This window comes from Arthrobacter sp. R4 (assembly GCF_051365025.1).
GTDB lineage: Bacteria > Actinomycetota > Actinomycetes > Actinomycetales > Micrococcaceae > Arthrobacter.
Genome location: NZ_JBLWIJ010000022.1, coordinates 116,293 through 129,669 on the forward strand (window position 1 = coordinate 116,293; position 13,377 = coordinate 129,669).

The following is a 13,377-nucleotide window of genomic DNA, read 5'->3' on the forward strand; positions in this document are numbered from 1 at the left end:
ACTGAAAAGGCACTACACTGCGGGCCGTCCGGCGCCGTGATCTGGTAGATCATGGCGCCGGACGGCCCGTTTCTTTGTCCTCAACGTTTCCAAGGCGACCGCTTAAAAGGATCAGGACCCCTCCGTGGGAGGGGTCCTGATCCTCTTAAGCCTGCTGTCTAGTCGACTGCTACGGGTGCCTTCTCGTGAAGCCGGCCCGTCTCATCGTGCCAGTCGGAGCTCAAGGGCTTGAGCGTTGACTCGACTGCACGGGCATGGTGGCCGCAGAAAAGAAGCTCACCCCCGGAGGACTCGAGTACAACACGGACGTACGCCTGGGCTCCGCAACGATCGCACCGGTCCAGTGCGTTGAGTGTGCGGTCTGCCACTGCTGTTGTCATTTCGGCCTCCTTAGTAGATCTGTATGTCTATGTAACCAGTATTCGTAGCAATTCCATCGCAAGGATTGGGCAAGTTCGCTGTCCGCGTATCCGCAAGACTTGATCAAGAGCCACCTGCCGCATAACGGGAAGATAACGAGTGGCGTCTGCCACAGCTCCGGACAGGCGTGGGAGGCCGGTGTTCGACGCTTGTCAGACTAGGCTGGGGAGGGCGCCTTAGCGCCTGCTGTTCCGTCACTGAAGGAGTTCACAACCGTGGCACCGAGTTCTGATTACACCGCCCGGCACCTCTCTGTCCTGGAGGGCCTTGAGGCCGTACGCAAACGGCCGGGCATGTACATCGGCTCCACTGACTCCCGCGGCCTGATGCACTGCCTGTGGGAGATCATCGACAACTCCGTCGACGAGGCCCTCGCCGGTTTTGGACACGACATCAAGATCATCCTGCACGCCGACAACTCCGTCGAGATCCACGACGACGGGCGCGGCATTCCCGTTGACGTCGAGCCCAAGACCGGACTGTCCGGCGTCGAGGTCGTTTTCACCAAACTGCATGCAGGCGGAAAGTTCGGCGGCGGCTCCTACACTGCCTCCGGCGGCCTGCACGGCGTGGGCGCGTCAGTGGTCAACGCGCTGTCCTCCCGACTGGACGTGGAAGTGGATCGTGGCGGGAAGACCTACAAAATGTCCTTCCGGCGCGGTGAGCCGGGAAGGTTCAAAGATCCCGGGACCAAGTCCGATCCCGCGGCCACCTTCGAACCATTTGTTGAGGACTCCGTCCTGGACATCGTGGGCAAAGCCAAGCGCGGCGTCACGGGAACGCGCATCCGCTACTGGGCAGACCGTCAGATTTTTACCCCCGACGCCAAATTCTCCTACGACGAACTCGCAGCGCGAGCCCGGCAGACCTCGTTCCTCGTACCCGGCCTGAAGCTGACCGTCCGCGACGAGCGCCGCGTGGCCGGCACTCCGGGCGAAGGCGGCCCGCACGAAGAGGTGTTCCACCACGACGGCGGTATCTCCGAGTTCGTGGATTTCCTCGCCGCTGATCCGGCCGTTACCGACATTTGGCGGTTGCACGGCTCGGGCAAATTCAAGGAAACCGTGCCGGTGCTGGACGAACGCGGCCACAGTCAGCTCGCCGAGGTTGAACGCGACTGCGAAGTGGACGTCGCACTGCGTTGGGGCATCGGCTACGACAGCACGGTCCGCAGCTTCGTCAACATCATCTCCACGCCCAAGGGCGGTACGCACCAGTCCGGCTTTGAGCAGGCGCTGGTGAAGACGTTCCGCAAGGCGGTGGAGAGCAACGCCCGTAAGCTCAAAGCCGGGAACGACAAAATCGAGAAAGACGATATCTTCGCCGGCCTCACGGCCGTCCTGACCGTCCGCCTTGCTGAGCCACAGTTCGAGGGCCAGACCAAGGAGATCCTCGGGACCTCGGCCGTGCGCGCCATTGTGGCCAGGGTCGTGGAGCAGGAAATCAACGCCAAGCTCAACTCAGCCAACCGTAATGACAAGGCCCAGTCGGCGCTCTTGCTGGAGAAGATCGTCAGCGAGATGAAGTCCCGCATCTCGGCGCGTGTCCATAAGGAAACACAGCGCCGCAAGAATGCGCTGGAAACATCGTCGATGCCCACCAAGCTTGCTGACTGCCGTACGGACGACGTCGCCCGCTCTGAACTTTTTATCGTGGAGGGCGACTCGGCGCTGGGAACGGCCAAGTTGGCCCGGTCCTCGGATTTCCAGGCGTTGCTGCCCATCCGAGGGAAGATCCTCAACGTCCAGAAAGCTTCGGTAGGGGACATGCTCTCCAACGCCGAGTGTGCTGCCCTGATCCAGGTGGTGGGCGCCGGTTCGGGCCGCAGTTTCGACATCACCGCCGCCCGCTATGGCAAGGTCATCCTGATGACGGACGCCGACGTCGATGGCGCCCACATCCGCACGCTCCTGCTGACACTGTTTTTCCGCTATATGCGGCCGATGATCGACGAGGGCAGGGTCTTCGCCGCTGTTCCGCCGCTTCACCGCGTGGAGGTGATCAACGCAGGCCAGAAGGCCAACGAGATGATCTACACGTATTCCGAAGCCGAGCTGCACGTCCTCCTGGCCCGTTTCGCCAAAGAGGGCAAGCGCTACAAGGAACCAATCCAGCGTTACAAGGGCCTGGGCGAAATGGACGCGGAGCAGCTGGCGGAAACTACCATGGACCCGCGGCACCGGACCCTGCGGAAGGTAGGAATCGAAAACGCCAAGCAGGCCGAGGACACCTTCGACCTGCTGATGGGCTCAGACGTCGCCCCGCGCAAGGACTTCATCATTGCCGGCGCGGCAAGCCTGGACCGGGAGCGAATCGACGCCTGACCGCGCCCTCATCGATTGCTCCACACCTGCCCTTTTGGACGCTCAAAACGGCCGTTATGGAGCACTCGATGGGTTGCTGATGCACCGAAGTGCTCCTCGCTTTGAGGGAAGGTCCGGGCCCGCTCAGCCCAGCAGGCCGGGCACAATGAGCAATGCCGTGGGCAGAGCCAGCAGCAGGACGCAGCCCGCCAGGACACCTCCACGGATGGCAGTCGGGAGCTGCGGGCGCGGTGACAGCAACCTGCTGACCCTCGACGCGGTGGTCCGCGCAGAATCGGCCCCGGTGACACCTGCCGCGGTTTCGAGGCCCTCAAGGGCAAGGCCTGCCTGGCCTGTGGGCTGGAGCTCAGCCCCTCGGTCTGCCGATACTGAACCGCTGGCCACGATCGCTATGGCCTTGATGAGAGTTGCCTTGCTCTCTGTTTTCAGGGCGACGTCATCAGCAAGCATCTCGATGAGCGAGTTCACGGACTCCTGCGCGAGCCGCGTGGTGGGAAGCCAGGGCAGGGCTTGCCGCCAGGCGGCGAACGCCCAGAGCAGGAGATGGTGGCGCTGGCTCAAGTGGGCGTTTTCGTGGATCAGGACGGCGCGCAACTCGGCTGGTTCGAGGGCTGCCATGAGGCCATCGGACAGGACGGTGACTGAGCGTGCGCCGCCGGGAAGGCAGTAGGCCACTGGAGAGTCGTGGCTGATGACCACTGTTCCCGCCCCTTGGGTGGAGGGTGAGGCCAACAGCGCAAGGAGTTCGCGATGCCGCCGTCGCTGCCGTTCGATCTTGTAGTAGGTGAGCAGCAGGGTGAAGACCAGGTGTGCCGTCAGCAGGGCCGCGGCGGACAGCGCAAAGAGATGCCAGAAGCCGAGGGCTGTGGTGGGCGCATTAAAGAACACCATTCCCGCGAGTGCCCGCAGCCCGGCGATCAGGTTCTCGCCGATTGGTTCGAGGCCGTACACGAGCATCGCGCCGATCATGGAGAGTCCACCAGCGAGGGCGATGGCCTGCCAGAGGAGCATCGCGGTGAAGGGTGACCTCGCCGGCCACTGGGCGCGGGAAAGGAAGATAGGTACCGGCCACGCCAGGACTATCGCAAGGACCGCCAGCAGGTACGACGTCCAGAACATGGCCCGCTAAATGTGGCCGAGCAATTTGCGCAGTGTTTCGGCTTCACTTTCGGTCACGGACCCAATGAACCTTGCCAGTACGGCTTCGCGGTCGGGGGCGGATCCCAGTACCTCATGCATGAGCTCCGCCGTGTGGTCTTCCCTGCTGGAAACAGCCTGGTAGCGGTGCGGCCGGGTGCCGCGCTCCCGCTCGACGAGGCCCTTCTTCTCCAGCCGCGAGAGGACCGTCAGTACGGTGGTTACGGCCAATTCCTTGCCTTCATGCCCCGCTGCGCCGCCGGTGGCCTCGGTGCTTTGCGCCAACAGATCGCGCAGGGTGTTTGCCGTGGCTGCTTCATGGCCCGCCCAGAGCAGGTCCATCACTGCCCGTTCCAGTTCGCCCAGACTAGCCATTCCATACATCCTTTGATTCCCCGCACCGTTGGGCCCGAAGGCCGCGGTGACAACACCTGAACACTACAGATACAAATTTACCCCGTTTCTCCCTTACTTTCTACGCCAAGTAGAACAGTGGGCGCGCCGCGGCCTTGTGGGCCCGACGTGATGATGGAACTGTTGGTTTACAGTGCCCCGCGCATTGTTCTACACTCGGTAGAAGTCAAGTTCTACGGAACGTAGAAAAGTTGAACCCCGACAACAGTAGGGACTGCCTTGGACGCCTTGGAAATCGCACGCTGGCAATTCGGCATCACCACGGTCTATCACTTCATGATGGTGCCGCTGACCATCGGGCTGGGCCTGGTGGTGGCCATCATGCAGACCATGTGGCACCGGACGGGCAAGCAGGAGTACCTGCGGATGACCAAGTTCTGGGGCAAGCTCTTCCTGATCAACTTCATCATGGGCGTTGCCACCGGCATCGTCCAGGAGTTCCAGTTCGGCATGGCCTGGAGCGAATACAGCCGTTTTGTGGGTGACGTGTTCGGCGCTCCGTTGGCTCTGGAGGCGCTCCTTGCCTTCTTTGTGGAGTCCACCTTCCTGGGGCTCTGGATCTTCGGGTGGAAGCAACTCAAGCCCGCCATCCATCTGGCCTGCCTGTGGATCGCGGTTGTTGGCTCGCTGTTCTCTGCCTACTTCATCATCGTGGCCAACAGCTGGATGCAGCACCCCGTGGGTGTGGAAATGATCGACGGCCGGCCGGTCATGACAGACGCCTGGGCTGTCTTTACCAACAACACGGCCCTGGTTGCCGTTCCGCACACCCTGATGGGCGCACTGGCGGTGGCCGGCGGCTTCCTGCTGGGTATCGCCTGGTACCACCTCTGGCGGCGACGGCGCGACGGCGTAGACACCGTGGACGTAGACGGCAAGGTGGTTCCGGGCGAGGCCGCGATCCCCGGCCGTGACCGCACCGACCACACAGTCTGGATCCGCTCCCTCCGCATCGGCGCCGTCGTCGCGATGATCTCCTTCGCCGGCACCGCCCTCACCGGCGACCTGCAGGGCAAGCTCATGTTCGAGCAGCAGCCCATGAAAATGGCGGCCGCCGAGGCCGCCTGCCATGACGGCACCGGATTCTCGGTCCTGAGCGTCGGCAACCTCGGATCCGGCAACTGCGATGACATCGTGGCACTCATCGAGGTCCCGGGCATCCTGTCCTTCCTGGCGAAGGGCGACTTCGCCACCGAAGTCAAGGGCGTCAACAGCCTCCTGGACCAGTACAAGGCCGACTATGGAACCAACCTGCCGGACAACCCGATTTACGGCGACCGCGCCGGCCAGGAGATCCAGTACGTCCCCGTCATGGAGGTCACCTACTGGGGATTCCGAATGATGATCGGGTTCGGCGGACTCGCCGCACTTGCTGCCCTTGTGGCCCTGTGGGTGACCCGCAAGGGCACCGTACCTGCGTCCCCGTGGCTGATGCGCCTGGCCGTCTTTGGCATCCTGGCACCATTTGGCGCCAACGCCGCCGGCTGGATCTTCACCGAAATGGGCCGTCAGCCTTTCGTCGTGGCCCCCAACCCCGACCTGAACGGCATCGACCAGGTGTTTATGTTTACCGCAGCCGCCGTCTCCCCGGGAGTGTCGGCCGGGGAACTGCTGACCTCGCTGGTGGTGCTCACCGCTGTCTACGCGCTCCTGCTGGTGGTGGAGGTCAAGCTTCTGGTCAAGTACATCCGCGGCGGCATCGCCTCAGCCATGCCTGAGCTGGCCCACGCACCGGTGGACGAGAACGAGGACGCCACCCCTGGCGGCGAGGGTGGCCCCGGTTCCGGTAAGCCCGCGGACGATGTCCTGGCATTCGCCTACTAAGAGCAGAGGATACTTCGAATGGAACTGCTGCCCACTATTTGGTTCATCGCCATCGCGGTGCTGTGGACGGGATACCTCTTCCTGGAGGGTTTTGACCTCGGCGTGGGGATGCTGATGAAGCTCTTTGCCCGCAACAACACCGAACGCCGCGTGCTGCTCAACACCATCGGCCCGGTCTGGGACGGCAACGAGGTGTGGCTCCTGACCGCCGGGGGCGCAACCTTCGCAGCGTTCCCGCTGTGGTACGCCTCCCTGTTCTCGGCCCTGTACCTCCCGCTGCTGGTGGTGCTCGTGGCGCTCATCTTCCGCGCCGTGGCTTTCGAGTACCGCGGCAAGGTGGACACCGAGAGCTGGCGGGCGCGCTGGGACTGGGCCATCGCCCTGGGTTCGTTCCTGGCCGCTTTCGGGGTCGGGGCGGCCTTGGCACTCACCACTACGGGGCTGCCCCTGAACGCAAACGGCGACCGCGAAGGCGGCCCGTTCGCCTGGTTCAGCGGGTACGCCGTCCTGGGCGGGCTGGCGGTTGTCTGCTTCTCGCTGCTGCATGCCCTGGCCTTCCTGGCACTGAAGACCGACGGCGACGTACGGCACCGTGCGCGCAGCTGGTTCATCCGCCTGCTTCCTGTTTTGCTCCTGCCTCTGGCCGGATGGGCCGTCAGCGTCCAGGTCCTGTCCGGCAAGGCCTGGACCGTGGCCGCGGTGGCCGTTGCCGTAGTAGCCGCAGCAGTTGCCTGGTTCCTGGCCCGCAAGGGTGCGGAAGGACGGGCGTTCACCGCCCTCGGAGCCTTCCTGGTGCTGGGCAGCGCCTCGATCTTCGGCGCGGTGTTCCCTGTGGTCCTGCCCTCCACGCTCAGTCCGGAGTTCAACCTCACTATTTCCAACGCCTCGTCCTCGGACTACACGCTGGGGCTGATGAGCATCGTGGCGGCGGTAGGGCTGCCCCTGGTCATCGCGTACCAGGCTTGGACTTACTGGGTCTTCCGCCGCCGTGTCAGCGCAGCCCACATCCCGGAAGCGCACAGCTTCCTCCCGGCAGTCGCCGCCAAAGCCTTTACCAAGGGCTGAGCCGTGCGCCCAGGCTTCCCCTCCGGCCCCGTTACCCGCTCAGCGATCTACTGGCTGGGATTCCTGGCGGCGCTGAAGGCGTTGTCCCTTGTCCTGATGGGGCAGGCGGTCGCCTCCATGCTTGCGGGCCTGGCCGCAGCGGACCCCGCGTGGGCGGACGGACTCGGCTGGGGGATGGCCGGCGTCGTCCTGCGGTCCGTCACTGTCTGGGCGCAGGCGGTGGCTGCCCGCCGCGCCGCCCTCGGCGTCAAAGAGGAGCTGCGGTACGGGCTGCTCGCCCGGGCGCTGCGGAACGGGGCCCGCACAGCCGGACCTGCCGACGGCGGACTGGCCGTCCTGGCCACCCGCGGGCTGGATGCGCTGGACAGCTACTACACGCAGTTCCTTCCCGCACTGGTGAACTGCGCGGCCATTCCGCTGCTTCTCGGGGCCCGGATACTGTTCGCCGACTGGGTCAGCGCCGTGGTCATTGTCCTCACTGTCCCGCTGGTACCCCTCTTTATGGTCCTGATCGGCCGGTACACGGAGGACAACGTCCGGGCTGCCCAGGCCACCCTGTCCCGCCTTTCCGCGCACATGCTCGAGCTCGCCAAGGGCCTTCCTGTTCTGGTGGGGCTGGGACGCGCAACAGCCCAGCGCAAAGCCCTCGAGGAGATTTCCGAGGAGTACCGGTCCCGGACCATGGGGACATTGCGCACCGCGTTCCTCTCGGCACTGGCCCTGGAGCTCATCGCCACGATCTCCGTGGCAGTCGTGGCAGTCTTCATCGGCGTGCGCCTTGTCCACGGCGACATGCCGCTGGAGGCCGGCCTCCTGGCCCTGGTCCTCGCGCCGGACTGCTACCTCCCGCTCCGCGAACTGGGCACCGCACACCACGCCAGCGACGACGGCCGTGCGGCGCTCGCAGAAACGAGGGCGGTCACCTCGGCACCCGAGCCCCGGCCGCTGCCGGCCGGCGAGGCCAAGGGCGGGGCCGCGGCCGGGGGCGCGGAGTCCACGGGCCCTGAGGACGACGGCGATGCCGCGGCTGGTGCGGCAGCTGGCGGGGGAGTGAGCGTTACCGCACTCACGGTGACCTACGCGGGCAGGTCCGCGGCCGCCGTCGGGCCTCTCACCTTCACTGCGCCGTACGGACAGATCACCGCACTGGATGGCCCCAGCGGCACGGGGAAAAGCACCATTTTGGGCGTGCTGGCCGGGACGATCGGCGACGGTAACGGCACGGCCATCAGCGGCCGGCTTGCCGGCTTCGACCGGGACAGCGTGGCCTGGGTGCCGCAGCACCCGGTCATGGTGCAGGCAACGGTCCTCCACGAAGTGGCGCTGTACCTCGGTGGCGGAAGGAACGCAGCGGCCCCCGACGAAGCAACGGCCCGCGAATGCCTCGCCGCAGCCTCCGCAGGCCACCTTGCCCATAAACACCCGGCCGAACTGAGCCCGGGGGAGCTGCGCCGCGTGGCGCTGGCCCGCGGGCTGGCACGCGTCAGGTCCGGCGCTACGGTGCTCCTGCTCGACGAACCCACGGCACACCTTGACAGCGCCTCGGCGGCGCAGGTGGAGGCTGCCATCCTGGCGCTTCGCGGGCGGGTCACTGTCATCCTGGTGGCACATGACGCCCGCACCCGGGCACTGGCGGACTACGTGGTGCCCGTGTCGGCCCAAGGCATCACGGATGCTTCCGCGCCGGTCAACCGGGCGCCGGAAGGCGCGGAGGCCGTACTCCCGGCGGACAGCGACGGTGCCGCACAAGGCACGTCCGCAGCTGCGGCGGCAGCGGCCAGCGGAAGGTCCTGGCGGGACGGGGGCCGCGCTACGGGCCCACTGCTGGCCCGCCTCCTCGCGCCCGTCGCGGGGCGATTCACCGGAGCAGCGGTGGTGGGAACCTTGGCGGCACTTTTCGCCGCCGCCCTGTCCGGGCTCTCCGGCTGGCTGATCATCCGGGCGAGCGAACAGCCGCCCATCCTGTACCTGCTCTCCGCCATCGTCGGCGTGCGGTTCTTCGGCATCGGCCGGGCCGTCCTTCGCTACTGGGAACGCCTCCTGGTGCACGATGCGGTGTTCTCCACCCTTACGCGGCTCCGCGGGCGCCTGTGGGAGTCACTCAGCCGCCGCGCACTGTCCCTTCGGCGGCTCCTGCAGGGCGGCAACGTCCTGGGCTCGGTGGTCACCGACGTCGACACCGTCCGGGACTTGCTCCCGCGGGTGGTCCTGCCCCCTGTGACAGCGGCTGCAGTTGCTGCGGCGGCACTCACCGCGACTGGCCTGCTGGTGCCTGCAGCGCTTCCTGCCGTGGCGGCGGCCGCAGCCGCCAGCCTGGTCCTGGCCCCCGCGTCGGCGTTGTGGGCGGACCGGAAATCGGCGGCGGCGGAGCAAGACCTACGCGACGGCGTGCTCCGACGAACGTCCGCGGCATTGGATGCCCGGGCCGAGCTCCATGCTAACGGCGTATCCTCCAGGGTGCTCCGGGGCCTCACCGCTGAGGACCGGGCAGCCACCAGGGCTTCCCAACGTTCCGCCTGGGCTGAAGGACTGGGACAGGCTGTGACCACAGCTGCCTGCGGGGTGGCCGCGCTGGCCGTCGCCGTCCTTGCAGCCCCCCAGGTGCTCGCCGGATCACTGGCGCCTGCCACGGCCGCCGTGATTGTCCTGCTGCAGTTAGCGCTGGTCGAACCTTACGCAGCCATGACGACGGCGGTCCGCCAGTTTCCAGCCTTCCGCGACGTCATGCGCAGGATCGGCCGTTCCGGCGCCCTCGAGGGCATGCCACCGGCATCCGACGCCGACACAGGAGCCACCGCCCACACAGCCGCCGACGGCGTCGTGCGGCGTGACGCCCGCGCCGCTGGGGCGCCGGGCCTGGAGCTTGAGGGAGTGGCAGCAGCCTGGCCCGGCGGGGACACCGTGTTCACCGGGTTGAGTGTTTCAGCGGCCCCCGGACGCTGGTTGGCAGTCACTGGGCCGTCCGGCGCCGGGAAATCCACGCTGCTGTCAGTGCTGCTTGGCTTCCTCTCGCCGGCCGCCGGCCAGGTCCGCGTGACCGGACGGGCTGCCTGGTGCCCCCAAGAGGCGCACCTGTTCGACTCCACGCTCCGCGGCAACCTGCTGCTGGGCCGCCCCGCTGCGGAAGAGCCGGACACAGCTGACCGTGAGATGGCAGCGGCCCTCGTTGCCGTAGGCCTCAGCCAACTTGTTTCGCGCCTCCCGGCAGGGCTGGACACCAGGATCGGGCCGGGAGGCTCGTTCCTCAGTGGCGGCGAGCGGCAGCGCCTGGCTGTTGCCCGGACACTGATGACCGGGGCCGAGGTCATCCTCCTGGACGAGCCGACGGCCCACCTGGACGCCGAAGCGGGACGGGCCATGCTGGCAGACCTGCGGTCCGGACTGGCGGACCGGACGGTCGTCCTGGTAACCCATAACCTGGCTGACATCCGCCCGGAGGACGACCTCCTGGACCTTGCCCAGCCGGAATTTCCCGGTGCGGTACAACGCCCGGGCATGGTGCCGGCGTCGTAACCCTATGCCGTGGCCGGCGCTCCGAACCAGGCGGCGAGCGCGTCTCCAAGGCCCTGCCGGCCGGGGCTTCCCACCCAGGCCACGTAGCCGTCGGGGCGGATCAGGACGGCAGTGGGGGCTGGGACCGGCCCAAGCGCCGGAAGCTCCCAGGCGCCCTCGTAGGTGGCGTCAACCAACTGGACCCGGTCCGGTCGCGGAACGGTGTCGAAGCCACCGGGCTCACCGAGGTTGAGCAGCACAGGCCGGGCATCGTGCAGTAAGGAGAATACCCGCAGCGGGCCGTCGGCAGTGGCGAGGTCGAGATCGGGCATGCGGCGTCCGAGCAGCGGGTGGCCCTCGCCGAGGTCGTAATGGATGTCCAGGCCGGACATCATGGCGGCGAAGTATCTCCGTGGCTCGTCCATGCCCAGCAGTTCGGCCACGGTGTCGCGCAGCGCCTCGATGCGGTCATCGACGCGCATGAGGGCGACCTGCGCCATGGTGTTGCGCAGGACGCGGGCAGCGACCGGGTGGCGCTCGGCATGGTAGGTATCAAGGAGGCTCTCCGGCGACGTTCCCTTGACCACCTGGGCCAGCTTCCAGCCCAGGTTCGCCGCATCCTGCACGCCGGTGTTCAGGCCCTGGCCTCCGACCGGGGAGTGCACGTGCGCCGCGTCGCCGGCCAGCAGGACCCTTCCCTGCCGGTAGGCAGCGGCCTGCCGGGTCATGTCGGTGAACCGGGAGATCCACGTCGGGCTGTGGACCCCGTAGTCGGTCCCGTAGACGGCGATGAGGCCCTCACTGAGATCGCGCAGGGTGGGCTCGCCCGTGCCGATGTGCGGCTCGGTCAGCACCACGCCCACGGTCCCACCTGGCTTGTAGATGACTTCTCCGTCCTTGATCTGGTATTCGACCTTGCCGAGGGCGTGCGTGCCGGAGGGTGTGCGGCGGATGCCCAGTTCAGGTTCTTCGGTCATCTCGACTTCGGCGCGCAGGGAACTCGTCGTCGGATCCCAGCCGGGAAAGTCGATACCCGCTGCTTTACGGACCAGGCTGCGTCCACCATCGCACCCGGCCAGGTACGCCGCCCGCAAGGACTGCCCGCCCGAGAGAGCAACGTTGACGCCGGCTGTGTCCTGCACAAAACCGGTCACCTCACGTCCCCGATAGAAAGTCACCGGCAGCTCGCCAACCCAACCGGCCAGGATGCGCTCGATGTGGTTCTGCCACAGGCCGAGCCCATAGTTGTGCCGGGTTGGAAAGTCACTCAGGTCCAGGCGGACCGAGGCGAAGCCCGCGACCTGGGCCACCTGCCCCTCAGCAAGGAACCGGTCGGCGATTCCACGCTGGTCGAAGATCTCGATCGTGCGCGCGTGCAAACCCCCGGCGCGCGAACCGGGGAGGTCCTGGCTGGCGCGCCGCTCGACAACGGCAACGTCGACCCCCGCCAACGCCAGCTCTGCCGCCAGCATCAGCCCGGTCGGACCTCCTCCGGTGATCACCACGGCGTGCTCCGCATTCCTCGACACACTTTCAGTCATAGTGCTGCCCCCGTTTCCCTGCGTATTGGCGTCCGGCGATTATGCGCCCTCCTTGGGGGCTTGCCGCAAGCCCCCAAGGAGGGCATACATTGGAAATGGAAGCGGTCTGCGGATCGGCTGGGAGGCTGGCTTCACGCGCAACATCCCTGGGTTAGCCTGTTCCAATGAACCAGGAACTCACAGTGGACTTTCCGGGGCTCCGGTGGCGGCCGGCAACAGCATCCGACGTACCGGCCTGGGCGGCCCTGATTGCGCGGACTGCCGCCGTGGAGAATCCCGTCTGGTTCGAGCGGGAGGCTGACCTGCAGCAACAGGTGGAATCCCGGAAAAACCCGCCAGCCGAGAACACGGTGCTGGGCCTGGATGACGACGGCGTTCCCCGGGCCTATGCGCGGATCTCCCGCAACCCGGGGGCTGGGAAAGCCCATGGCTTCGGCTGCGTGGACCCGGACTGGCAGCGCCGCGGGATAGGCAGGGCGCTGCTTGGCTGGCTGGAGGAACGCACCCGGCGACGTTTCGCCGCGGACCTTCCCGACGACGGAACCCGGCAAGTGCCATTGTTGAGGATTGGCACCGAAGAGCAGCACCACCACCAGGGAAGGCTGCTTGAGTCGTCGGCGTATGCCGTGGTCCGCTACTTCAATGAAATGCACCGGCCACTCAACCAGCCGTTGCCGGGGAACGTCCTCGGCAACGGCCTGGAACTGGCCGGCATGGTGCCGGGCCTCCACGAGCCGGTCCGCCTGGCGCACAACGACGCGTTCCGCGACCACTGGGGAAGCGAGCCGCGGGACGAGGAGTCCTGGAATTTCACGGTGAACCACCCGCAGGCCCGTCCCGACCTGAGCACGGTGGTCCTGGACAGCAGCACCGGGCAAGTGGCGGGCTACCAGCTGGCAAGCCACGACCCCGACATCGCCGTCCAACGCGGCATCCGCGAGGGGTATACGGAACTGCTCGGTGTCCGGCGCGAATACCGCGGGCGGGGGATCGCCCAGGCCCTCCTCGCCGACGCCATGCGCCGTTTCACCGACGCCGGCATGGACGTGGCCTCCCTGGACGTCGATTCGGAAAACCCCACGGGCGCGCTGGCCCTCTACACCAAGATGGGCTACCGGCCGGTCAACACCAGCATGGCGTGGGACAAAGAGGTTTAAGCC

General features: G+C 66.6%; 9 protein-coding genes. 5 read left to right on the forward strand and 4 right to left on the reverse strand.

Annotation, left to right across the window (positions count from 1 at the left end; translation table 11 throughout):
- Positions 1–158: 158 nt before the first annotated feature.
- On the reverse strand, positions 159–380 hold the full coding sequence (locus ACLKOZ_RS14575) for a DUF7455 domain-containing protein (protein ID WP_310164642.1): 222 nt from the start codon (positions 378–380) through the stop codon (positions 159–161).
- A 255-nt stretch (positions 381–635) separates the two neighbouring features.
- On the opposite strand from ACLKOZ_RS14575, the gene ACLKOZ_RS14580 reads away from it, so the two are divergent.
- Positions 636–2,744: a DNA gyrase/topoisomerase IV subunit B gene (locus tag ACLKOZ_RS14580; protein WP_436475977.1), complete on the forward strand. Its 2,109-nt coding sequence runs from the start codon at positions 636–638 to the stop codon at positions 2,742–2,744.
- A 123-nt stretch (positions 2,745–2,867) separates the two neighbouring features.
- Here ACLKOZ_RS14580 and ACLKOZ_RS14585 read toward each other — a convergent pair whose 3' ends face one another.
- Positions 2,868–3,863 (reverse strand): M56 family metallopeptidase, encoded by a 996-nt coding sequence (locus tag ACLKOZ_RS14585; RefSeq protein ID WP_436475979.1) that lies wholly within the window; start codon positions 3,861–3,863, stop codon positions 2,868–2,870.
- 6 nt (positions 3,864–3,869) lie between these two features.
- Positions 3,870–4,256 carry a BlaI/MecI/CopY family transcriptional regulator gene (locus ACLKOZ_RS14590; protein ID WP_066285700.1) on the reverse strand — a complete coding sequence of 129 codons (387 nt, stop codon included), beginning with the start codon at positions 4,254–4,256 and terminating at the stop codon, positions 3,870–3,872.
- Between the two features lie 258 nt (positions 4,257–4,514).
- On the opposite strand from ACLKOZ_RS14590, the gene ACLKOZ_RS14595 reads away from it, so the two are divergent.
- The 3 genes from ACLKOZ_RS14595 to cydD are packed head-to-tail and all read left to right on the forward strand — an operon-like array spanning position 4,515 to position 10,697.
- The gene (locus ACLKOZ_RS14595) at positions 4,515–6,119 is read left to right on the forward strand and encodes a cytochrome ubiquinol oxidase subunit I (RefSeq protein WP_436475982.1); all 1,605 of its coding nucleotides are present in this window, start codon (positions 4,515–4,517) and stop codon (positions 6,117–6,119) included.
- Positions 6,120–6,137: 18 nt separating this feature from the next.
- Positions 6,138–7,184 carry a cytochrome d ubiquinol oxidase subunit II gene (gene cydB / locus ACLKOZ_RS14600; protein WP_436475984.1) on the forward strand — a complete coding sequence of 349 codons (1,047 nt, stop codon included), beginning with the start codon at positions 6,138–6,140 and terminating at the stop codon, positions 7,182–7,184.
- A gap of 3 nt (positions 7,185–7,187) precedes the next feature.
- Positions 7,188–10,697: a thiol reductant ABC exporter subunit CydD gene (gene cydD, locus ACLKOZ_RS14605; protein ID WP_436475986.1), complete on the forward strand. Its 3,510-nt coding sequence runs from the start codon at positions 7,188–7,190 to the stop codon at positions 10,695–10,697.
- Positions 10,698–10,699: 2 nt separating this feature from the next.
- Here the strand turns inward: cydD and ACLKOZ_RS14610 are convergent, their stop codons facing one another.
- A complete protein-coding gene (locus ACLKOZ_RS14610; RefSeq protein ID WP_436475988.1) occupies positions 10,700–12,217 on the reverse strand; it encodes an FAD-dependent monooxygenase in 1,518 nt (505 codons plus the stop codon).
- 164 nt (positions 12,218–12,381) lie between these two features.
- Here ACLKOZ_RS14610 and ACLKOZ_RS14615 point away from each other — a divergent pair, with 164 nt between their 5' ends.
- The gene (locus ACLKOZ_RS14615) at positions 12,382–13,374 is read left to right on the forward strand and encodes a GNAT family N-acetyltransferase (protein ID WP_436475990.1); all 993 of its coding nucleotides are present in this window, start codon (positions 12,382–12,384) and stop codon (positions 13,372–13,374) included.
- Positions 13,375–13,377: the final 3 nt, after the last annotated feature.